Raw genomic sequence first — 22,751 nt, forward strand, 5'->3', positions numbered from 1 at the left:
TACAAGCGGGCTTGCTCGCGAAAGCGGTGAATCAGTCGACATATCCAGTGACTGACACTCCGCTTTCGCGAGCAAGCCCGCTCCCACATTGGGTAGAGGTTGATGCCGGAATAGGGCTCTACCGCTTATTCAGCCGTAGACGGCTTCTCCCACAAGTTAATCCCGCCTTCCTGGGCAAATCGATCAATCTCCGCCAGTTCCTGCGCGCTGAAGCTCAGGTTCTGCAACGCACCGACGTTTTCAATGATCTGCTCCGGCCGGCTCGCGCCGATCAGGGCGCTGGTGACCCGTGGATCACGCAACGTCCACGCCAACGCCATCTGCGCCAGGCTCTGGCCACGGCGCTTGGCAATTTCATTCAGCGCGCGGGCGTGGGCGATGTTGGCCTCGGACAAGTGCTTGGCCTGCAACGAACCACCCCCCGGGCGATTCACCCGCGCATCCGCCGGTACGCCGTTGAGGTATTTGTCGGTCAGCAGGCCCTGGGCCAAAGGCGTGAACGCGATCACCCCGGCACCGAGTTCTTCGGTGACGTCCAGCAGGTCTTTTTCCACCCAGCGGTTGAGCAGGTTGTAGGCCGGCTGGTGGATCAGCAGCGGGACTTTCCACTCCTGGAGCAGCGCCGCAATTTCCCGGGTTTTCACGCCGGAGTAGGACGAGATCCCGATGTACAACGCCTTGCCCTGTTGCACGGCGGTGGCCAGTGCGCTGGCGGTTTCTTCCAGCGGGGTGTCGGCATCAAAACGGTGGGAGTAGAAGATGTCCACGTAATCGACGCCCAGGCGTTGCAGGCTCTGGTCGAGACTCGCCAGCACGTACTTGCGCGAACCGCCGCCCTGGCCATAAGGGCCCGGCCACATGTCCCAGCCCGCCTTGCTGGAGATGATCAGTTCGTCGCGGTAATGCTTGAAGTCTTCCCGCAGCAAACGACCGAAGTTGATCTCGGCGCTGCCGTATGGAGGGCCGTAGTTGTTGGCCAGGTCGAAGTGGTTGATACCCAGGTCGAACGCGGTGCGCAGCAAGGCGCGCTGGGTGTCGATCGGGGTGCTGTCGCCAAAGTTGTGCCACAGCCCCAGGGACAGTGCCGGCAGCACCAGTCCGCTGCGACCTACGCGGCGGTAAGGAATAGATTCATAGCGGTTTTCGGCAGCAATGTAAGTCATCGAATCCTCTCTTGGACTTGGGGCAAATAAGGCCCGGGAATAAGCATATTCCCGGGCCTTTTAAGCAGCTGAATCGCTTAAGTCTGCCTATCCCTTTTACAGCAAAGTCCTACCAGAGTGGAACGACGTAGCTTACATAGAAGCGGTTTTCATCTTGCACCGTGGCACCGGTGATATCCGGGCTGGCGTGGGCATTTCGCCAGGTCACGCCCAGGCCTTTGAGGGTGCCGGTGGGCACCTGGTAAGCCACGGTGACGTTACGTTCCCATTCACTGGTAGTGCCTTGGGTGGTGCGGATGTCATCGCCGTGTGCGTAGGACGTGGCGAAGGTCAGGCCGTTAAGGCCGAGTTTGCCGAAGTCATATTTGTACTGCGCCAGCCAGGTGCGCTCGCCGGCATGCTGGAATTTGTTCAGTTGCATGTTGATGAGTGCCGGGGTGTCGGCGCCCGAGCCCGGGCCCTGGTTGCTGGCACCGCTGTTCAGGCCGGAATCCAGGTACGGGAAGTCGCTGTCGCCGCTGTTTTTCTGGATGCCCAGGCCGACGGTGTGGCCGTCCAGGCTGTAGCTTTCCAACAGGCTGACGGTGGACTGGTTGATGCGGCCCTTGGAGGTGCCATCGCCGTAGAGACCCGCAGCCGAATAGTCTTTGTCGCCCGCGGCGTTTTCACCCACACCCAGGCTGCGGTACAGGCGCACGTCGGTGTCGATCGCGCCGACAGGCAAGGCGTCATGGCGCTTGGCACCGAGGAAGAACTGCTGGTAGTAATCCTCAAGGTTGGAGTACCACAGGCTGACGGTGGTGTCCGGCAAACCTTTGTAGTCCGCGCCGCCGTAGAGGAAGCGATCGCTCTCTTTGGTACCGCCGGCGGTGATCATGCCCTGGTCGCCGGTTTCGTTGCGGATCTTGGTCTTGAGGATGTCACCGGCGGTAAAGGTGAAGTCGGTCAAGTCCTTGGAAACCAACTGCACGCCGGTGTTGGTCTGCTGGTACAGGCGGCCGTCGGTGTTGGCCAGCACCGGGTTGTTGCCGTACAGCGTACCGACGCGCAATTCATCCTGGGCGAAGCGCATCTTGAAGGTCGGGCTGAGCACGCCGAACTGGTCGGCCGACTTGCCGTTATCCAGCGGGAACATGCTGCCGGGGTAGCGGCCCTGGTGATCCTTGTCATTGAGGTCGCCGCCGGAGTCCAGTTTCAAACCGTAGAACGCCTGCAGGTCCAGGCCAAAGCCCACCGGCCCATCGGTGTAGCCGGACTTGAAATTGAACTCAAAACCCTGGCCCCAATCGCGGATGCTGTGGGCCTTGTTATTGCTGTTCACCACATCGCGCCCCTGCTGGTTGAGGTAGCGGTTGAGCAGGGTCACGTCGGCGTGGCTGTCATCGATAAAATCGGCGTGGGCGGACAGCATAAAGCTCGCCATGGCGGCACCCACCATGGGGCTTAATAACGTCTTCATTGGTACCGGTCTCCGTCACTGTTCTGAAATGAAAGCGTCAAACGCTTCACACAATTAGGCGATGGCCATGTGACAGTTCGGAGTCAAAACACCCTTTACCCGGATGAAATTAAATTTAAGAAACCCAGTAAAGACGCGGGTTAGCGGGCAGTGGCGAAGATTTCGGCGAGCCAATCGACGAACACCCGCACCCTCGGCGACATGTGTCGGTTTTGCGGGTAGAGCACCGAAACCGGCATGGGCGGCGGTGGTGTATCAATGAGGATTTCCTGCATCACGCCCTGGTTGATCAGCTCGGCGATGCGGTAGTGCGGGCACTGGATAATGCCCAGTCCGGCGACTGCGCTGGCGGCATAAATCTCTGCGCCGAACACCGACAGTGCCCCCTCGATCGTCACTTCCTGCACCTGGCCGTCGACCATGAATTCGAAGGGGAACAGCTTCGCGGTGGTGCGTGAAACATAGTTCACCGCACGGTGCTCGCCCAGGTCGGCGAGGCGCTTCGGCTCGCCGTATTTGCGCAGGTAGGCCGGGCTCGCGCAGGTCACCTGGCGCAGCGTCGCAACCCGGCGACCGATCAATGCCGAATCCCCCAGGGTGCCCGCCCGCAGCACACAATCCACGCCTTCGGCGATCAGGTCGACGAAGCGGTCCGCCTCGCTGATGGACAGCTCGATTTCCGGGTAGCGCGCCATGAATTGCGGCAGCGCCGGGATCACGAAGTACTTGGCCAGGGTGCCGTGCAAATCCACCCGCAGGCGGCCCTTGGGGGCCACCGAGCGGAAGGCCAGTTCCGCCTCTTCCAGCTCCGCCAGCAGTTGCACACAGCGCAGGTAATAGGCCTCGCCATCCAGCGTGGGGCGGACGCGGCGGGTGCTGCGTTCCAGCAGGCGCGTGCCGAGCCAGGCCTCGAACTGGTTGAGGGTGTGGGTCAGGGTGGCGCGCGGCAGGTTCAGGTCATCGGCCGCCAGCGTGAAGCTGCTGCGTTCGTAAATCCTCACGAACACTTTCATCGCTTTGACCTGGTCCACGGCGCGTCTCCATTGTTGGCGATTCTTGAACAGTCAAGGCAACTCTGGCGCATTTATCGGGCTGGGTAAACATGTGAATCTGCTTCCACACCCAACCACTCCCCCAAGGAAACCCGATCATGACTACCCAAGTTGCTATCGTTACCGGCGCCTCTCGCGGCATCGGCGCCGTGGTTGCAAGACAACTGGCCGCCGACGGTTATGCCGTCGCCATCAACTACGCCAACAGCGCCACCGAAGCGTCAAGGCTGGTAGTGGAGCTGCGCCAGGCCGGCCACCAAGCCATAGCGATCCAGGGCGACGTGGCCAGCGCCGCCGACGTCAAGCGCCTGTTCGACGAGACCGAAGCCCAGCTGGGCAAGGTTGATGTGCTGATCAACAACGCCGGGATCCTCAAGGTGCTGCCGCTGGCCCAACACAGCGATGAGCTCTACAACCAGAACTTCGACATCCATACCCGCGGCACCTTCAACGCCCTGCGTGAAGCCGTCACCCGCCTGAACGACGGCGGGCGCATCGTCAATTTCTCCAGCAGCACCGTCGGCCTCAACTTCCCCGGTTATGCGGTGTACATCGCCAGCAAGGCGGCGGTGGAATCCCTGACCCAGGTGTTCGCCAAGGAAATGCGCGGCCGGCGCATCACCGTCAACGCCGTTGCCCCGGGCCCGGTGGCGACCGAACTGTTCCTGCATGGCAAAAGCGAAGAGCAGATCCAGGGCCTGGCCAAGATGGCACCCCTGGAACGCCTGGGCCAACCGGAAGATATCGCCCGCGTGGTGGCGTTCCTGGTTAGCCCGGCCGGTGGTTGGGTGAACGGGCAAATCCTGCGGGCCAATGGTGGTTTGGTCTGAAGGCCACGCAGCACTCACTTTACGACGCACTAATATTGTGGCGAGGGAGCTTGCTCCCGCTGGAGTGCGCAGCGCTCCCATCTTTTTTGGGGCCGCTGTGCAGCCCAGCGGGAGCAAGCTCCCTCGCCACAGGTTTGGTGTTCATGGAAAATCAGCGGGTATCAGGAGACTTAAGATATGCACACCGCCCGCGTCATCACCGCCGGCCTGATCCTCCTCGCGCTGATGCTGTTCATCGGCCAAAAGCTGGGCGTCAGCCGGCACATTCTGGCCTACAGCTTTGTCGGGATCTGGCTGGTGGTGTCGGTGGTGAACGGCGCGGTAGGCGTGGTCACTGCCGGCCAGCCCCTGGTCTCGGAGCTGGTGATCGGCAGCGGGGTATTCGGTGCGCCGTTGGTGGCACTGGCCCTGTTTATCAGGGCCTGAGCCTTAACGAACCAGGTGCAGGAACTGCATGTGCCGTTCGTACTGGTCGAGGATGTCGTTGATGATCTGCTCCTTGGTGTAGCCCACCAGATCGTAGTCCTGACTGCCCTCGCTCAAGTGCACTTCCGCCCGGTAGTAGCGGCGGTTGTTGAGCTGCTTGGAACCCATGCCGCCCCGTGCGAATGACGGGGTGAAATAGCCGCGCATCTGCACCTGATACACAAACGGGTGCTGCTCGCCGTGGCCGATCTCCAGGCTGACGCTGTCATTGGCCGGGTCAGGCTGGGTGACGACGTTGAGGCCTTTTTCGACAAACACCGCCGTCACTTCTTCGATGGCCGGGCGCACCGTGGTCTCGAGGAAACGGTACACTTCATCCCGTGACGGGAAATGCACCGCCTGGCTCAGGCGCTGGCGCCAACCGCCGGTGCCCTTGCGTGAGCCCGATACCGGCGCGAGGGAATGCATCTGCGCAATCTGCTTCTGCGACTCAAGGTAGAACGCCTTGTGCAGCCCCCACATCATCAGCAGCAGGATCATCGAGAACGGTAGCGAGGTCAGCACCACGGCCGACTTGAGCGAGTCGATGCTGCCGGCAAACAGCAGCGCGCTGGTCACCAACGCGGTCATCGCGCCCCAGAACACCCGCAGCCACTTCGGCCCGTCTTCATCGGCGTTGCCGCCTTTGGCCGACAAGGTCGAGAGCACCACCGTGCCGGAGTCGGCCGAGGTGACGAAGAACACGAAGCTGATAAACACCGTGACCGCGATAACGGTCTTGCTCCACGGGTAGGTTTCCAGCAGCAGGTAGAGGCTCATCGACGGGTCATCAATGGCCGACTGTCCCAGCGCCGTGAGGCCGTGGTTGAGCACCTGGTCGATGGCGCTGTTGCCGAAGATCGACATCCACGCCAGGGTGAAGCCCAGCGGGATCAACAGCACGCCGAACACGAATTCACGGATGGTACGACCGCGGGAAATGCGCGCGATAAACAGGCCTACGAACGGCGACCATGCGATCCACCAGGCCCAATAGAACACGGTCCAGCCGCCCAGCCAGTCGCTCGGTTTGTCGTAGGCGTAGAGGTCGAAACTCTTGGTCGGCAAGGCGCCGAGGTAGTCGCCGATGTTCTGGATCAGGGTGTTGAGCAAGTGCTGGGTAGGGCCGGCGAACAACACGAACAGCAGCAGCGCACAGGCCAGCAGCATGTTGATGTCGGACATCACCCGCACGCCCTTGTCGACGCCGGAGACCGCCACCAGGATCGCCGCGCCCATCATCAAGGTGATGAGGCCGACCTGGATCCACTGGGTGTGGGCCACGCCGAACAGGTAATCGAGCCCGGAGTTGAGGTGCAACACGCCAAAGCCCATGTCGGCGCCGAGGCCGAACACCGTGGCGATGATGCCGAAGCCGTCCACCGCATAACCGATGGGGCCGTTGATGCGCTTGCCGATCAGCGGGTACAGCGCCGAGCGCAACGCCAGCGGCAGGTTATGCCGGTAGGCGAAGTACGCCAGGGCCATGCCGACGAAGGCGAACACGCCCCAGCCATGCAGGCCCCAGTGCAGAAACAGGATCTGCATGGCCTGGCGCGCCGCGTCACCGTTCAGGGCCTCGCCCTGGGGCGGTTGCACCAGGTGAGTCAGGGGTTCGGACACGCAGAAGAAAAACAGCGTGATGCTGATCCCGGCGGCGAACAGCATGCCGGCCCAGGACAGGTAACTGAATTCGGGCTCGTCGTGGTCGGCACCGAGTTTGATCTTGCCGTAGCCCGATAACGCGGTGACCACCACGAAGACCAGATACAGGGTCATCGCCAGCATGTAGTACCAGCCGACCGTGTTGGCCGCCCAGTTTTGTGCGGCCAGCAGCCAGGCGCCGGCTTGTTCGGGAATCGCGATGACGGTCAGGCCGAACAGCAGGATGAAGCTCGCGGCGAAGTAAAACACCGGCGGGTTCATGCGGACCAGACCGCTGGAAGGTGTGGACGATGCACTCATGTAGGGCGCACCTCAAGGATGTGGGATGTGGCTGTAAAAAACGGACTCAGCAAAGGTAAGCCTCCTGTTGTGAGCGGGCAGCGAACCACCGATTTAACTTGAACGAACAGTCAAGTTAAACATGGATAGGGGTTTGAGGACTAATCGCAGGGCCGAGTGGTAGGTGTTTCCTACACTAGCTCAAGGAAAGGTATGACGTATGGGGATGACGAAACGTTCAGCGATTGCTGAGTGAAATACGGCTCGAATTTGAGTAGTGCGGCTCAAATTTGGAATGCAGACAAAATGTGGGAGCGGGCTTGCTCGCGAATGCGGCGTGTCAGCCAACACTTCTGGCGACTGATACACCGCATTCGCGAGCAAGCCCGCTCCCACATTGGATCTGTGTGATCGTTAGAGAGGGCGCTGCTCTATTTCTGCGTCCCATCATCATGCTGCAGATTCGCCTGGGTCAGGTTCGCCCCCGCCGGCACACTGCGCGTCAGCCACACATTGCCGCCAATGGTCGAGCCCTTGCCGATGGTAATCCGCCCCAGGATCGTCGCCCCGGCATAGATCACCACATCATCCTCGACAATCGGATGCCGCGGATGGCCTTTCTGCAATTGCCCATCCTCATCCGCCGGGAAACGCTTGGCGCCCAATGTCACGGCCTGGTAGATCCGTACCCGCTCGCCGATGATCGCCGTCTCGCCAATCACCACACCCGTCCCGTGGTCGATAAAGAAGCTCGGGCCGATCTGCGCGCCCGGGTGGATATCAATCCCGGTCGCCGAATGCGCGATTTCCGCGCTGATGCGCGCCAGCAACGGCAAGCCCGCCCGATACAAGTGGTGCGCCAGGCGATGGTGAATCACCGCCAAAATCCCCGGGTAGCACAACAGCACTTCATCCACGCTGCGCGCCGCTGGGTCGCCGTGGTAGGCGGCGAGCACGTCGGTGTCCAACAGGCTGCGCAAGCCTGGCAACGCCAGGGCGAAATCCTGGATCAGGTGGATGGCATGGGCGTCGACTTCACTGTCATCCTGGCCACCTTGCCGCGCGGCATACCGCAGCTCCAGCCGCGCCTGGGCGAGCAACGCGTTCAGCGCCACATCCAGGGTATGGCCGACGTAGAAGTCTTCACTTTCTTCACGCAGGTCCACCGGCCCCAGACGCATGGGGAACAGCGCACCACACAACGCCTCGAGAATCTGCGCCACGGCTTCCCGTGAAGGCAGCTCGCGCCCGCCCTGCTCGCCGCTGACCCGGCCGTTGCGGGTGCGCCACTGGTCCCGGGCGCTGCGCAGCTGGCTGACGATGGTCTGTAATTGCCAATGACTGGAACGCTCACTCACGGTCTTCACTCCTGACGAAATGCCCATCACTTTACGGCAAGGAACCTGAGCGTCCTTAAGAACCAATAGTGCAATGCTAATAACCCGTCGACATAAGCGATTGGCGGTTGCCGACGCAAAAGTGCCTGCCTATAGTCCCAGCATCTCTGACCACCCGTGCGTAGCCATGATCAAACAACAGCTCGACCGCTTTAACCGTCTGGAACTGCTGGGCGGCGCCACCGCCCTGGAAAAACTCGAGCGGCTGTCGGCCTGGCTGGGGCGTGACGTCTACGTCAAACGCGACGACACCACGCCGCTGGCGATGGGCGGCAACAAGCTGCGCAAACTTGAATACCTCGCCGCCGATGCGCTGGCCCAGGGTGCCGACACCCTGGTGACCGCCGGCGCGATCCAGTCCAACCATGTACGCCAGACCGCTGCGCTGGCCGCCAAGCTGGGCCTGGGCTGCGTTGCCCTGCTGGAAAACCCGACGGGCACCGAAGACCCCAACTACCTGGCCAACGGCAACCGCCTGTTGCTGGAGCTGTTCGACGCCAAGGTCGAGTTGGTGGAGAACCTGGACAACGTCGACGACCAGCTCAACGCCCTCGCCGACCGCCTGCGCAGCAACGGCAAGAAGCCGTACCTGGTGCCCATCGGCGGCTCCAACGCCCTCGGCGCCCTGGGTTACGTGCGCGCCGGGCTGGAGCTGGCCGGGCAGATTGAAGACAGCGGCATCCCGTTCTCCACCGTGGTCCTGGCCTCCGGCAGCGCCGGCACCCACAGCGGCCTGGCCCTGGCGCTGGCCGAAGTGCTGCCGGACCTGCAAGTGATTGGCATCACGGTGTCCCGTACCGACGAAGCCCAGCGCCCCAAGGTGCAGGGCCTGGCCGAACGTACGGCCGAATTGCTCGGCGTGCCGCTGCCGGACGCGTTCAAGGTGATCCTGTGGGACGAGTACTTCGCCCCCCGTTATGGCGAGCCGAGTGCCGGCACGCTGGCGGCGATCAAGCTGGTGGCCAGCCAGGAAGGCCTGCTGCTGGACCCGGTCTACACGGGCAAGGCCATGGCCGGGTTGCTGGATGGCATTGGACGCCAGCGCTTTGAAGAGGGGCCGATCATCTTCCTGCACACGGGTGGCGCACCGGCGTTGTTTGCTTATGATTCGAGCTTTTGATATTCCATAAAGAAATATCAATCTGATTTTATATTATTTTCAAGTCTTAAAAACCGGCTTTATAGTCGCGCCGTAGGCGAGCTTGATGGCGATACGCATGACTGGGCAGATCCAAAACACCAAGTTGATGCAATCGCGGGCAAGCCCGGCTCCCACACACCGCGCTTTTAAGGCAGGATACGACTACCGCGTCACCTGCATCGCTCAACATAAAAAACACAGGGGCTCTTCATGACTATTTCCGTATTCCGTCGCACGTTACTGGTTGGCACATTGGGGCTGGCGCTTGGCGCCGGGTGGCTCGGTCAGGCGGTTGCCGGCGAGCAGTTGGACAACATCAAGAAAGCCGGCGAAATCAAGATTGGCCTGGAAGGCACCTACCCGCCGTTCAGCTTCGTCGATGAAAGCGGCAAGCTCAGCGGTTTCGAGGTCGAGTTGTCCGAAGCGCTGGCCAAGAAGCTGGGCGTCAAGGTCAAGCTGCAGGCCACGCCGTGGGATGGCATCCTCGCCGCCCTGGAATCCAAGCGCCTGGACGCGGTCGTTAACCAGGTGACCATCTCCGATGCGCGCAAGGAAAAGTATGACTTCTCCAAGCCTTACACCGTTTCCGGGATCCAGGCGCTGACCCTGGCGAAGAACGTCGACACCATCAAGACCGCCGACGACCTGGCCGGCAAGAAAATCGGTGTGGGCCTGGGCACCAACTACGAACAATGGCTCAAGGAAAACCAACCGAAAGCCATCGTCAAAACCTACAACGATGACCCAACCAAGTTCCAGGACCTGCGCATCGGCCGTGTCGACGCCATCCTGATCGACCGCCTCGCCGCGCTGGAATACGCCAAGAAAGCCAAGGACACCGCCGCCGCAGGTGCTGCGTTCTCCCGTCAGGAAGCCGGTATTGCCCTGCGCAAAGGCGAGCCTGAACTGCTGGCCGCGGTGAACAAGGCTCTGGACGAACTGCGCGCCGACGGTACCTTGAAGAAGCTGTCCGAGAAGTACTTCAACGCTGACGTTACTCAATAATGGAAGCAGGTTTCCAACTCGCGCTGGACTCCGCGCCCTTTCTGCTCAAGGGCGCGTACTTCACGGTCATCCTTAGCCTCGGCGGGATGTTTTTCGGCTTGCTGCTGGGCTTCGGCCTGGCCTTGATGCGCCTGTCGCGCTTCAAGTTGTTGAGCTGGACCGCCCGCGTCTACGTGTCGTTCTTTCGCGGCACGCCCTTGCTGGTACAGCTGTTCCTGATCTACTACGGCTTGCCGCAAGTGGGCATCGAGCTGGATCCGATCCCGGCGGCCATGATCGGCTTTTCGCTGAACATGGCTGCTTACGCCTGTGAAATCCTGCGTGCCGCCATCGGTTCCATCGAGCGCGGCCAGTGGGAAGCTGCGGCCAGTATCGGCATGACCCGTGCGCAGACCCTGCGCCGGGCCATCCTGCCGCAGGCCATGCGCACGGCCTTGCCGCCGCTGGGCAACAGCTTTATTTCCCTGGTCAAGGACACCGCCCTGGCCGCCACCATCCAGGTGCCGGAGCTGTTCCGCCAGGCGCAATTGGTCTCGGCCCGTACCTTCGAAATTTTCACCATGTATCTGTCCGCCGCCTTGATCTACTGGATTCTTGCCAGCGTCCTGGCGCACGTGCAAAACCGCCTGGAAGCACGAGTCAACCGGCATGACCTGGAGTCTTGAAGCATGATCGTGGTTGAAAAACTGACCAAACAATTCAAGGGTCAGGTGGTGCTTAACGGGATCGACCTTGAGGTCAAGGAAGGCGAAGTCGTCGCCATCATCGGCCCCAGCGGTTCCGGCAAGACCACCTTGCTGCGCTGCCTGAATTTCCTCGAAGAACCCACCAGTGGCCGAATCAAGGTCGGTGACATCGAGATCGACAGCAGCCGCCCGCTCAACCAACAGCAAAGCCTGGTGCGGCGCCTGCGCCAGCACGTGGGTTTTGTGTTCCAGAACTTCAACCTGTTCCCGCACCGCACGGCCCTGGAGAACGTCATCGAAGGCCCGATCGTGGTCAAGAAGATGCCCCGGGCCGCCGCAGATGCCCTGGGCCGCAAGCTATTGGCCCGGGTCGGCCTGGCAGGCAAGGAAGACGCCTACCCACGCCGCCTCTCCGGTGGGCAGCAGCAACGGGTGGCCATTGCCCGGGCCCTGGCGATGGAGCCGGAGGTGATCCTGTTCGATGAGCCGACTTCGGCCCTGGACCCGGAGCTGGTAGGCGAAGTACTGGCGACCATTCGCAGCCTCGCGGAAGAAAACCGCACCATGGTCATCGTGACCCACGAAATGAGTTTCGCCCGGGATGTGGCCAACCGGGTGATCTTCTTCGACAAGGGCGTCATTGTTGAACAAGGCGAAGCCAAGGCGCTGTTTGCCAACCCGAAAGAAGAACGTACCCGGCAGTTTCTCAGCAAGTTCATCAACAACTAACTTGCGCCGATTCATTGTAAGAAGCTTCGCTTTATAGAGTTGCCGAAAGGCAACTCGCCTCTTTAGTGTTTTTGGGGAAACACCCTTTATTCATTGGGTAAAAGTCCCCCTGAAGCACGCACTTGCAGCGCCCTCCCAGTAAGACCCTTCTGAATATTCCATAACCCCCTGTTTGCCCCGCCCAGCCTCTTGACGCCAACTAACCAAGCCTCTTATCTAACGTCCAGAGGATTGGATCCATTCTGGTTTTTTATTAAATCGTTTCTTTCGGACTACGTCGCCTGCCCGCGCCTGATGTCCGGAACGATTGCTGCTGGCTGCACCAAGGAGATTATTTATGAAGCGTATTTCCACCCAGGCGCTGCTCACTGCCCCGACCTTGCCCCAGGCCCATCGAGAAGGCATCAATGCCCTCGCTGCGACAAACCTGCAGGTCGATATCGCGCCTTACCGCGGCATGGACGAGGGCGACCTGATCGAGTTGTTCTGGAACAACTGCTTTGCCGCCTCCCGGCGCATCACCGCCGGCAAGATCGGCATGCCCACCAGCCTGCGAGTGCCGGAGAGCTTTGTGCAAAATGGCCCGGCACGGATTCATTACCGGGTCATGCAGGTCGGCCACGGCCCGGCGCGTTCGGCCATCACCCGGGTGCAGGTCAAGACCGACTACCCCGGCGGCATGCCCTCGGCACTGAGCCTTGATGAAAACCAGAACCTGGCCGCCGTCAGCCTGCCCGAGACCATCCGTCGCCATGGCGTCAACAGCAGCCAGATCCGCCGTGGCGTGCCCCTGACCATCGAGCCGTACCTGAACATGGCGACCGATGACGAGATCACCCTGCGCTGGGGTGACGTGCGCCTGGACCTGCCGAGCATCCAGGCTGGCGATGTGGGCAAGGCGGTGCAGGTGTGGGTGCCGTCGGCCATCATTGTCGAAGCCGGGGATGACCATCGCCTCGAAGTGACCTACTGCATTCTCGACCGGGTCGGCAACAATTCAAGCTGGGCGCCAGCCCGCATCCTGCGCATCGCCGCGCTCGCTCCCCAGGCCCCGACCAGCCCCGCCAGGGCCCCGCTGGCCTACCAACCCCGTCGCCCCGGCTCGCCTTGTGAACCGGGGTGACAGACCTTCTATGCATATTCCTAAAAGTTAGTTTATTAAAAAATTTAACACGCTTAGGGTATATGCACCGGACCACCGGACATTCCTGATTTTTTTATCTTTTCAACGGATGTGAGGTAGGTATGGTCAAAATTACCCCGGTGCGTAACGCCAGGGCATTGCGTGCAGCCAAGGAGCGGCGCTGATGTCTAACTTGGCACAAACACCCCCCCAGAGTGATCTGGACGTTGCCCCGCTGTTGTTGCCCGCCAAAGTGCTGCGCAACGACGCCGAGGCCCTGAGCGCCGCCCACGAGCTGGCACAGGCCGCGCGCCTGCAAGCGGCCAGGCGCGATCAGCAACGCAAACTGCCCTGGGCTGAAATCGAACACTTCACCCGCAGCGGCCTGGGCAGTATTTCCATTCCCCGTGAGTACGGCGGCCCGCAGGTGTCCTTCGTGACCCTGGCCGAGGTGTTCGCGATCATCAGCGCGGCCGACCCGGCGCTGGGGCAAATCCCGCAGAACCATTTCGGCATCCTGCACGTGCTGCAAGGTGCGGCCAGCGAGCGTCAGAAAAAGCAGCTGTTCCAGAGCGTGCTGGAAGGCTGGCGCATCGGCAACGGCGGCCCGGAACGCGGTACCAAAAACACCCTGGACCTCAAGTCACGCATCACCGCCGAAGGTGACGGCTACGTCGTCAGTGGCCAGAAGTTCTACTCCACTGGCGCGCTGTTCGCCCATTGGGTGGCGGTCAAGGCCTTGAACGATGACGGCAAAGTCGTCATGGCGTTCGTGCGCCGTGGCACCGAAGGCCTGCGCATCGTCGATGACTGGTCCGGCTTTGGCCAACGCACCACCGCCAGCGGCACAGTGCTGCTGGATCAAGTGGCGGTGGACGCTGAACTGGTGGTGGAAACCTGGCGACTCGGCGAAACACCGGGCATCCAGGGTGCAGTCTCGCAATTGATCCAGGCGGCCATCGACGCCGGCATCGCCCGTGGCGCGATCGACGACACCATCAGCTTTGTACGCGAACGCTCGCGGCCATGGATCGACGCCAAGGTCGAACGGGCCAGCGATGACCTGTATGTGATCGCCGATATCGGCAAGCTGAAGATCGAACTGCACGCCGCTGAAGCCCTGCTGCGCAAGGCCGGCCAGGTACTGGACCAAGTCAGCGCCGCGCCGATCACCGCGCAGTCCGCCGCACGCGCCTCGATTGCCGTAGCCGAAGCCAAGGTGCTGACCACCGAGATTTCCCTGCTCGCCAGCGAAAAGCTGTTCGAGCTGGCCGGCAGCCGCGCGACCCTCGCCGAATTCAACCTCGACCGCCACTGGCGCAACGCCCGGGTGCACACCCTGCACGACCCGGTCCGCTGGAAGTACCACGCGGTGGGCGCCTATCACCTGAACGGCACTTTGCCTGCCCGGCATTCCTGGATTTAACGACCAGACCTCTGGAGAAACCTATGACCCTTTCTCATCACGTCGCGGTTATTACCAGCGATGAACAAGCCCTCATTGTCGCCAGCGACCTGGCCGAAGACTTCCGCCGCGACAGCGCCTTGCGTGACCGTGAACGCCGCCTGCCCTTGCCTGAGCTGGACGTGTTTTCCCGCTCCGGCCTGTGGGGCATCAGCGTACCCAAGGAGTTCGGCGGTGCCGGCGTTTCCAACGTCACCCTGGCCAAGGTCACGGCACTGATTGCCCAGGCGGATGCGTCCCTGGGGCAGATCCCGCAAAACCATTTTTATGCCCTCGAAGTGCTGCGGGTGAACGGCAGCCCGGCGCAGCAAAAACGCCTGTACGCCGAAGTGCTCGCCGGCCAGCGCTTCGGCAATGCGCTGGCAGAACTGGGCACCAAGACCGCCCACGACCGCATCACCAAGATCACCCGCGACGGTGACGGTTTCCGTATCACCGGCCGCAAGTTCTACTCGACCGGCGCGATCTACGCCCAACGTATTCCCACTTCCGTGGTGGACGAAAACGGTGTGCAGCAACTGGCCTTTGTCACCCGTGACAGCGAGGGCCTGAGCGTGATCGACGACTGGAGCGGCTTCGGCCAGCGCACCACCGGCAGCGGTTCGGTGGTGTTCGATAACGTGTGGGTCGCGGCCCAGGACGTGATCCCGTTCCAGAGTGCCTTCGAACGCCCGACCACTGTCGGCCCGCTGGCGCAGATCCTTCACGCCGCCATCGACACCGGTATCGCCCGCGCTGCCTATGAGGATGCGCTGCACTTCGTGCGCACCAAGACCCGGCCGTGGATCGACGCCACCAGCGACAAGGCCACCGAAGATCCGCTGACCCTGAAAAGCTTCGGCCACTTGAGCATCCGCCTGCACGCCACCGAAGCCCTGCTGGAACGCTCAGGCGAATTCCTCGACCGCGCCCAGGCCGACAGCAATGCCGACACCGTCGCGGCCGCATCCATCGCGGTCGCCGAAGTGCGCGCCCTCAGCACCGAGATTTCCCTGGCGGCCGGCAGTACCCTGTTCGAACTTGCCGGAAGCCAGGCGACCCTCGCCGAACACGGCCTGGACCGCCACTGGCGCAACGCCCGGGTACACACCCTGCACGACCCGGTGCGCTGGAAGTACTTTGCTGTGGGCAATTACTACCTCAACGATGAAAACCCGCCACTGCGGGGGACTATCTGATGGCGAAGAAAAAAATCCTGCTCAATGCCTTCAATATGAACTGCATCGGGCACATCAACCACGGCCTGTGGACCCATCCACGGGACAACTCGACCCAGTACAAAACCATCGAGTACTGGACCGAACTGGCGCAGTTGCTGGAACGCGGACTGTTCGACGGGCTGTTCATCGCCGACATCGTCGGCGTGTATGACGTCTACCAGAACTCGGTGGACGTGCCGCTCAAGGAGGCGATCCAGCTGCCGGTCAACGACCCGTTGCTGCTGGTCTCGGCCATGGCGGCGGTGACCAAAAACCTTGGCTTCGGCCTGACCGCCAACCTCACCTACGAACCGCCGTATCTATTCGCCCGGCGCATGTCGACCCTCGACCACCTGAGCCGTGGCCGGGTGGGCTGGAACATCGTCACCGGCTACCTCGACAGCGCCGCCAAGGCCATGGGCCTGACCGAGCAGGTCGAGCACGACCGGCGCTACGACCAGGCCGACGAATACCTGGAGGTGCTCTACAAACTCTGGGAAGGCAGCTGGGAAAACGACGCGGTGATCAACGATCCGCAGGCGCGGGTGTATGCCCAGCCGGAGAAGGTGCACAAGGTCGAGCACAAGGGCGAGTTCTATCAGGTGGAGGGTTATCACCTGTGCGAGCCGTCGCCGCAACGCACGCCGGTGCTGTTCCAGGCGGGCAGCTCCGACCGTGGGCTGCTGTTTGCCGGGCGCCACGCCGAGTGCGTATTCATCAGCGGGCAGAACAAGGCCTCGACCAAGATCCAGGTGGACAAGGTGCGCGCCAGCGCCGTGGAAGCCGGGCGCAACCCGGACGATATCAAGGTGTTCATGGGCCTGAACGTGATTGTCGGCGCCACCGAAGAAGCTGCGTGGGCCAAGCACGCCGAGTACCTGAGCTACGCCAGTGCGGAAGCCGGCGTGGCGCATTTCTCGGCATCCACGGCGATTGATTTTTCACAGTACGAAATCGACGAACCGATCCAGTACGTGAAGAGCAACGCCATCCAGTCCGCGACCAAGAACCTGCAGAACAATGACTGGACCCGGCGCAAGTTGCTTGAGCAGCACGCCCTGGGCGGGCGCTACATCACCCTGGTGGGTTCGCCGGCACAGGTGGCGGATGAACTTGAATCATGGATCAGCGAAACCGGCCTGGATGGCTTCAACCTGACGCGCATCGTCACCCCGGAAAGCTACGTCGACTTCATCGAACTGGTGGTGCCGGAGCTGCAGCGCCGGGGCTCGTACAAGACCGCGTATGAGACCGGGACGTTGCGGGAGAAAGTCTTCCACCACTCGGCGCACTTACCTGAACAACACACCGGCTCCACCTACCGCCACTGAACCAAAATGTGGGAGCGGGCTTGCTCGCGAAAGCGCTGTATCAGTCGCCGGATGCATTCACTGACACACCGCTTTCGCGAGCAAGCCCGCTCCCACAGTTGACCGAGTTGTTTGCACTCACACCTTATGACTGGAAATCTACTATGAAAAAAACATTGCTCAGCCACCCAGTCAAAGCACTGGCGCTCGCCCTCGGATTGTTCAGCTCGGCGGTATTCGCCGCTGACGCTCCCTTGAAAGTCGGCACCACCGCCGCCTTCGCCATTCCACTGGAGGCCGCCGTCGAAGAGGCCGGCAAACAGGGTTTGAAAGTCGAACTGGTGGAATTCACCGACTGGATCGCACCCAACGTCAGCCTGGCAGCCGGCGATATCGACGTGAACTACTTCCAGCACATCCCGTTTTTGGAAAACGCCAAGGCCGCTGCAGGCTTTGACCTGGTGCCGTACGCGCCGGGCATCATCAATAACGTCGGGCTGTATTCGAAGAAGTACAAGAGCATCAACGACCTGCCCCAGGGCGCCAGCGTGGCGATTGCCAACGACCCGATCAACAGTGGTCGCGGCCTGCAACTGCTGGCCAAGGCCGGCTTGATCACGCTCAAGCCAGGCGTGGGCTACAAGGCCACTGAAGAAGACATCGTCACCAACCCGAAGAAGATCAAGATCCTGCAAGTCGAAGCCGTGCAACTGGTGCGCGCTTATGACGACGCCGACCTGGTGCAGGGCTACCCGGCGTATATCCGCCTGTCCAAGACCTTCGATGCCGAGTCGGCGCTGCTGTTCGACGGCCTCGACCATCCGGAATACGTGATCCAGTTCGTGGTCCAGCCCAAGAGCAAAACCGACCCGCGGGTGATCAAGTTCGTCGACATCTACCAGCACTCACCGGTGGTGCGCGCCGCGTTGGATAAATCCCTTGGCAAGCTCTACCAAGTCGGCTGGGAAGATAAAAAATGACCGCCGCCCACTTTCAACTGCGCGACCTGGGCCTGCCGCCCAGGGACGCCGAGCAGACAGAACTGCACCCGGACCTGAACCGCGCGCACGTGCGCTTTATCAACCTGGGCAAGACCTATGACGGCCAATCCGTGCCCGCCCTGCAAGGCATCGACCTGGCGATCCAGCGCGGCGAAGTCTTCGGCATCATCGGCCGCAGCGGCGCCGGCAAGTCGTCGCTGATCCGCACCATCAACCGCCTGGAACAACCGAGCAGCGGCCGGGTATTGATTGACCAGGTGGACATCGGCGACTTCGACGAAGACCGCCTGGTCGCCCTGCGCCGACGCATCGGCATGATCTTCCAGCACTTCAACCTGATGTCGGCCAAGACCGTGTGGCAGAACGTCGAACTGCCGTTGAAAGTCGCAGGCGTGCCCAAGGAGCAGCGCGAGAAGAAGGTGCGTGAACTGCTGGAATTGGTCGGTTTGCAGGATAAGCACCAGGCTTACCCGGCCCAGCTGTCCGGCGGGCAGAAACAGCGGGTGGGCATCGCCCGCTCACTGGTGCATGACCCACAGATTCTGTTGTGCGACGAAGCCACTTCGGCGCTCGACCCTGAGACCACGCAATCCATCCTCGGTCTGCTGCGGGAGATCAACAAACGCCTGGGCTTGACCATCGTGCTGATCACCCACGAAATGGCCGTGATTCGCGAAATCTGCGACCGCGTGGTGGTGCTGGAACACGGCCATGTGGTCGAGCAAGGTCCGGTGTGGGAAGTGTTCGGCAACCCGCAGCATGAGGTCAGTAAAACCCTGCTGGCGCCGCTGCAACATGGCCTGCCTGAAGAGTTGCAAAGCCGCCTGCAGGCCAATCCGACCTCAAAGGACGCCGCCGTGGTGCTGCGCTTGCAACTGACTGGCAGTGCCGAAGACGAACCCGATCTTGCTGCGTTGTTCAGCGCCCTCGGCGGGCGCGTGCGCTTGCTGCAAGGCGGTGTGGAACGCATCCAGGGCCACGCCTTGGGGCAATTGCTGCTGGCGGTGAGCGGCTCGTCCCTGACCGCCGAAGAACTGCGCAGCCGCGCCGGGCGCTGGGCACAACAGGTGGAGGTGCTGGGCTATGTGGTTTGATCGTTTATTGCAGGGCGCCATCGACACGCTGTTGATGGTCGGAGTGTCGTCGTTGATTGCATTGCTGGTGGGGATTCCGCTGGCGGTGTTCCTGGTGACCAGCGACAAGGGCGGCATCTATCAGGCGCCTGCCTTGAATCGGGTGCTGGGGGCGTTCGTTAACCTGTTCCGCTCGATCCCGTTTTTGATTTTGATGGTGGCGCTGATTCCGTTCACCCGGTTGATCGTCGGCACCACCTATGGCGTGTGGGCGGCGGTGGTGCCGTTGACCATCGCGGCCACGCCGTTCTTTGCGCGGATCGCCGAAGTCAGCTTGCGCGAAGTCGACCACGGCTTGATCGAGGCGGCGCAGGCCATGGGTTGCCGGCGCTGGCATATCGTCTGGCATGTGCTGCTGCCGGAGGCGCTGCCGGGGATTGTCGGCGGGTTCACGATTACCCTGGTGACGATGATCAACTCCTCGGCCATGGCCGGCGCAATTGGCGCCGGTGGGCTGGGGGATATTGCCTATCGCTATGGCTATCAGCGTTTTGACACGCAGATCATGCTCACCGTGATTGTGCTGCTGGTGATCCTGGTAGCCGTGATTCAGTTGGGCGGCGATCGGTTGGCCAGGGTTCTGAACAAGAGGTGAGGTATAGTCGGGCCATCTCAGCGCCCGGTATAACCTGCCATGAAACTCGCCCCCGACGACCTCGACCAGATCACCTCCACCACCCTTGGCCACTACAACAAAGTGGCCGAGGATTTTCGTGAAGGCACCCGCGATCACGATGTGAGCCAGAACATTGATGCGTTGCTGCGGCATATCCAGGGCGACGCACCGTTTACCGTGCTGGATTTCGGCTGCGGGCCGGGGCGGGATTTGCAGACGTTTACCCGCATGGGCCACATCGCGGTGGGGCTCGATGGTTCGGAGCGCTTTGCACAGATGGCCCGGGAAGACAGCGGCTGTGAAGTGCTGCAACAGGACTTCCTGAAGCTGGATTTGCCGGCCGGCCGTTTCGACGGGATCTTCGCCAATGCGGTGCTGTTTCATATTCCCAAGCAGGAACTGCCGCGCATTCTTGGGCAGTTGCATGGGGCGTTGAAGGTCGGTGGAGTGTTGTTCAGCTCAAACCCTCGGGGTGAAAACCAGGAGGGCTGGAATGGGCCGCGGTATGGCTCGTATCACGACTTGCAGGCCTGGCAGGAATTGCTGACGGCTGCGGGGTTTATGGAGTTGGAGCATTACTACCGGCCAGCGGGATTGCCTCGGGAACAACAGCCGTGGCTGGCGAGTGTGTGGCGCAAGCTGTAGGTCTTTGTTGTTTGGGCTTACGCCTTCGCGAGCAAGCCCGCTCCCACATTTTGGAATGCATTCCCCTGTGGGAGCGGGCTTGCTCGCGAAGGACTCACAGCCGCCACTCATCCACCTGATACACCACAGCCTGGGCGCCAGGTACAAAAGCCGTAATACGCCCCTCAGCAAAATTCGCCACCAACCGCGTCCCATCGGCAAACGTGGTCTGCTGCACCTGTTTATCTTCCGTCAGCCAGCGAAAATCGGTCATCGCCTGAGTCGCCAACCGCTCATGCAGCGGCCGGAAGAACGCGTCCTGGCGCTGAATCACCGACAAGCGCTGCTTCACCGTCGCCGCACTCAGGTGATACAGCGGCGGCACGTTGTAGAGCAGTTGCGTCAGCTCGTTTTCGGCCCGCACGTTGCTCAGTTTCAGGCTGTCGAACAGCCAATGGTGGGTGGTGATCACCGAGCCATGGAACACCGCCTGATACAGCGGCAGGCGCATCGTCGGGTCAAAGTAGACCGTGCGAAACGGCTCTTTCAACGGCACCGACTTGAAGAACACCGCCGGCTGTTCCGGCGGGTACCAAGCCCCGACGTAATACGGCGACTGCCTGTCCTTGGTCATCTCACGATCACCCCAGCCCAGCACCGGCGTTTGCATGCCGTGGGCAAACAGGATGCCTCGGGCGGTGATCGCGTTGCCGTCCTCGGAACCTGCCGGCAACTTCAGCGCCGTATTGATCCAGCGGGCCGCATCGATATTGCCTTCGGCATTTTGTGCCTGGGTCATGCTCGCACCCGTGCGATAGCTGTCGAACAACATGCTGGTGGCATAGGCGTCGAGGAACCAGGCGTTGAACCCGGACTTGGCCTGCACCGCCTTGATCCGCGCCTCCAGCAACGGCCGCACGCAGCGCGGGTCGGTGTAGTGGCCGGACTTCTGGAAGCCTGTCTTGAGCTGGCCGCCCTTCAACACGATCGCGCACTCGCCATAGGCCTTGCTGCCCAGGTGCGCGGTGGTCCAGTCGGGATTTTCGGTGGCAGACAGTGCCGTTTCATAAGAGTCGTAGGGCGCCATCAGGTAACCGGCGTCGACCCCGGTCTTCACCGCCTCAGGATGCCAGAGCCCGCCTTCCCAGCCTTCGCCTTGGGTCACCAGCAAGCGCTTGAGACCGGCGCCTTTCAGCGCGTTGGTGACGGACAAGGTGTTGCCCCAAGTCTCAGGCGTGGCGCTCAAGGCACCGGCAAAAGCCACGGCCAACTCGCGACGCAACGCACCATAGCCATCAGCGAGTTGGGTCATATTCGGCTCGGTGGAGGGCTGCCAGCTTTGCCGGGCCTTTGTGTTGATCGCCGCGTTCAGGCCGCGCAGCAGGACAGCCTGCTCATACGGTTGCTTGACCTGCCGAACCTGCGCAGCCTCTTTGTCCAGCAAGCCATTCAATTCAGCCGCCAAGCCTTTCCCGCTGCGTAGCAGCTTGAGCAGTTGCGGCCAGTCGCGCACATCCCCCGGAGCCAGCAGATCATTGCCCCACAGGTAGATATGGCTGGCGCCCAGCAGCTTTTCCGCTTCCGGGGTTTGCCGCAACTTGTCCGCCAACGGTTCAAACAGCCCCTGCTCCACCAGCCACTGGTGATAACGCTTGGCGCCGGCCAGCGGGTCGCTTTCGCCCAGGTGCAACAGAACGGTCATCGGTGCCGCGGGGTCCAGCGTGGTGAATTCATGGAAGGCGGACAACGCCAGTCCTTTGCCGTCGGCCTGCCAGTGCAGACGGTTGTTGTAAGGATTGGTCATCAGCCAGTTGAGGGTAAACGCGCCGTGATCCACGCCCCACAGCGGCAAGCTGAGGTCCTGGGTGGTGTTGACGTCGCCCTGTTCCAGCAGGAAGTCCTGCCACACACCATTGCCCGCCGGCACGTAATGCCCTTCGGCCAGGGGCCAGATCAGGCCCTTGCCCATGGCGCTGGCGGGTTGGCGCAGGATCGCCAACTCACCGGCATCACGGGCGGTAATCGTCAGGGCAAGATCCCGTTGCTCGAGGGTGGCGCTCAGGCGATAGGCGCCATCGTCCCATTGCCAACTGGCCTGACGGGTGCTTTGGGAGAGCTGGTTGACCCTGTGCGCAGGGCCTCCGCTTGAAGCCTGCACGGCGGTCTTGTCGCTGGGGAAAACGTGGATCGCAAGGGTCGCCGGGTCGATCTCAACCCGCCACAGGGCGTTCTCCAGCACCGTGCCGGCAAGGGCCACGGGCGACAGTAACAAGCTACAAACCAGCAGGAAACAACGCATGGGGCAGGCCTTGGCAAAAGGATCAGGCCCGGAGGGTAAAACAATTGATCGGGTGCGAAGGGCAAAAAAATGTTTCAGGGAACATTCCCACGTCCGTGTAGGAATGTCAC

20 protein-coding genes are annotated in these 22,751 nt (G+C 61.7%); 14 read left to right on the top strand and 6 right to left on the bottom strand.

What is annotated here, in order from left to right; all coding sequences use genetic code 11:
- Window positions 1-125: 125 nt before the first annotated feature.
- From mgrA to HX839_RS01695, 3 genes are all read right to left on the bottom strand, one after another.
- The gene (gene mgrA, locus HX839_RS01685; protein ID WP_003211877.1) at window positions 126-1,163 is read right to left on the bottom strand and encodes an L-glyceraldehyde 3-phosphate reductase; all 1,038 of its coding nucleotides are present in this window, start codon (window positions 1,161-1,163) and stop codon (window positions 126-128) included.
- A gap of 109 nt (window positions 1,164-1,272) precedes the next feature.
- Window positions 1,273-2,601, bottom strand: coding sequence for an OprD family outer membrane porin (locus HX839_RS01690; protein WP_177066667.1), 1,329 nt, complete (start codon window positions 2,599-2,601; stop codon window positions 1,273-1,275).
- A gap of 161 nt (window positions 2,602-2,762) precedes the next feature.
- Window positions 2,763-3,653, bottom strand: a complete 891-nt coding sequence (locus tag HX839_RS01695) for a LysR family transcriptional regulator (RefSeq protein ID WP_008435806.1) — start codon at window positions 3,651-3,653, stop codon at window positions 2,763-2,765.
- Between the two features lie 119 nt (window positions 3,654-3,772).
- Here HX839_RS01695 and HX839_RS01700 point away from each other — a divergent pair, with 119 nt between their 5' ends.
- Together HX839_RS01700 and HX839_RS01705 are read left to right on the top strand one after the other, a co-directional pair.
- Window positions 3,773-4,504, top strand: a complete 732-nt coding sequence (locus tag HX839_RS01700) for an SDR family oxidoreductase (protein WP_177066659.1) — start codon at window positions 3,773-3,775, stop codon at window positions 4,502-4,504.
- 177 nt (window positions 4,505-4,681) lie between these two features.
- Window positions 4,682-4,930 carry a hypothetical protein gene (locus tag HX839_RS01705; protein WP_087692731.1) on the top strand — a complete coding sequence of 83 codons (249 nt, stop codon included), beginning with the start codon at window positions 4,682-4,684 and terminating at the stop codon, window positions 4,928-4,930.
- A gap of 3 nt (window positions 4,931-4,933) precedes the next feature.
- Here the strand turns inward: HX839_RS01705 and betT are convergent, their stop codons facing one another.
- Together betT and epsC are read right to left on the bottom strand one after the other, a co-directional pair.
- Entirely contained in the window at window positions 4,934-6,895 is a 1,962-nt protein-coding gene (gene betT, locus HX839_RS01710) for a choline transporter BetT (RefSeq protein ID WP_003211865.1), read from the bottom strand.
- A gap of 449 nt (window positions 6,896-7,344) precedes the next feature.
- Window positions 7,345-8,271: a serine O-acetyltransferase EpsC gene (gene epsC / locus HX839_RS01715; protein ID WP_003211862.1), complete on the bottom strand. Its 927-nt coding sequence runs from the start codon at window positions 8,269-8,271 to the stop codon at window positions 7,345-7,347.
- A 166-nt stretch (window positions 8,272-8,437) separates the two neighbouring features.
- Between epsC and HX839_RS01720 the strand changes: the two genes are divergently transcribed.
- From HX839_RS01720 to HX839_RS01775, 12 genes are all read left to right on the top strand, one after another.
- Entirely contained in the window at window positions 8,438-9,430 is a 993-nt protein-coding gene (locus tag HX839_RS01720) for a D-cysteine desulfhydrase (protein WP_003211860.1), read from the top strand.
- A gap of 231 nt (window positions 9,431-9,661) precedes the next feature.
- Window positions 9,662-10,456: a cystine ABC transporter substrate-binding protein gene (gene tcyJ / locus HX839_RS01725; protein WP_003211859.1), complete on the top strand. Its 795-nt coding sequence runs from the start codon at window positions 9,662-9,664 to the stop codon at window positions 10,454-10,456.
- On the top strand, window positions 10,456-11,121 hold the full coding sequence (gene tcyL, locus HX839_RS01730; RefSeq protein WP_003211857.1) for a cystine ABC transporter permease: 666 nt from the start codon (window positions 10,456-10,458) through the stop codon (window positions 11,119-11,121). Before tcyJ ends, tcyL begins: the two co-directional genes overlap by 1 nt.
- A gap of 3 nt (window positions 11,122-11,124) precedes the next feature.
- Entirely contained in the window at window positions 11,125-11,871 is a 747-nt protein-coding gene (gene tcyN, locus HX839_RS01735; RefSeq protein ID WP_134325540.1) for an L-cystine ABC transporter ATP-binding protein TcyN, read from the top strand.
- Window positions 11,872-12,208: 337 nt separating this feature from the next.
- Window positions 12,209-12,994: a hypothetical protein gene (locus HX839_RS01740; RefSeq protein WP_177066660.1), complete on the top strand. Its 786-nt coding sequence runs from the start codon at window positions 12,209-12,211 to the stop codon at window positions 12,992-12,994.
- 184 nt (window positions 12,995-13,178) lie between these two features.
- Complete coding sequence (locus HX839_RS01745) at window positions 13,179-14,420, top strand: SfnB family sulfur acquisition oxidoreductase (protein ID WP_003211850.1); 1,242 nt, start codon at window positions 13,179-13,181, stop codon at window positions 14,418-14,420.
- A gap of 23 nt (window positions 14,421-14,443) precedes the next feature.
- On the top strand, window positions 14,444-15,637 hold the full coding sequence (locus tag HX839_RS01750) for an SfnB family sulfur acquisition oxidoreductase (RefSeq protein WP_008435819.1): 1,194 nt from the start codon (window positions 14,444-14,446) through the stop codon (window positions 15,635-15,637).
- On the top strand, window positions 15,637-16,989 hold the full coding sequence (locus HX839_RS01755) for an LLM class flavin-dependent oxidoreductase (protein WP_003211846.1): 1,353 nt from the start codon (window positions 15,637-15,639) through the stop codon (window positions 16,987-16,989). The genes HX839_RS01750 and HX839_RS01755 overlap by 1 nt, the downstream gene beginning before the upstream one ends.
- A 143-nt stretch (window positions 16,990-17,132) precedes the next feature.
- Complete coding sequence (locus tag HX839_RS01760; RefSeq protein ID WP_003211844.1) at window positions 17,133-17,948, top strand: MetQ/NlpA family ABC transporter substrate-binding protein; 816 nt, start codon at window positions 17,133-17,135, stop codon at window positions 17,946-17,948.
- Window positions 17,945-19,063, top strand: a complete 1,119-nt coding sequence (locus tag HX839_RS01765; RefSeq protein WP_177066661.1) for a methionine ABC transporter ATP-binding protein — start codon at window positions 17,945-17,947, stop codon at window positions 19,061-19,063. Before HX839_RS01760 ends, HX839_RS01765 begins: the two co-directional genes overlap by 4 nt.
- Window positions 19,053-19,697, top strand: a complete 645-nt coding sequence (locus HX839_RS01770; RefSeq protein ID WP_003211840.1) for a methionine ABC transporter permease — start codon at window positions 19,053-19,055, stop codon at window positions 19,695-19,697. Before HX839_RS01765 ends, HX839_RS01770 begins: the two co-directional genes overlap by 11 nt.
- 39 nt (window positions 19,698-19,736) lie before the next feature.
- On the top strand, window positions 19,737-20,363 hold the full coding sequence (locus tag HX839_RS01775; RefSeq protein WP_008435824.1) for a bifunctional 2-polyprenyl-6-hydroxyphenol methylase/3-demethylubiquinol 3-O-methyltransferase UbiG: 627 nt from the start codon (window positions 19,737-19,739) through the stop codon (window positions 20,361-20,363).
- Window positions 20,364-20,457: 94 nt separating this feature from the next.
- Here the strand turns inward: HX839_RS01775 and HX839_RS01780 are convergent, their stop codons facing one another.
- Window positions 20,458-22,641 (bottom strand): glycoside hydrolase, encoded by a 2,184-nt coding sequence (locus tag HX839_RS01780; protein WP_177066662.1) that lies wholly within the window; start codon window positions 22,639-22,641, stop codon window positions 20,458-20,460.
- Window positions 22,642-22,751 lie beyond the last annotated feature (110 nt).

The sequence above is a fragment of the Pseudomonas sp. I8001 genome (assembly GCF_013385345.1).
GTDB lineage: Bacteria > Pseudomonadota > Gammaproteobacteria > Pseudomonadales > Pseudomonadaceae > Aquipseudomonas.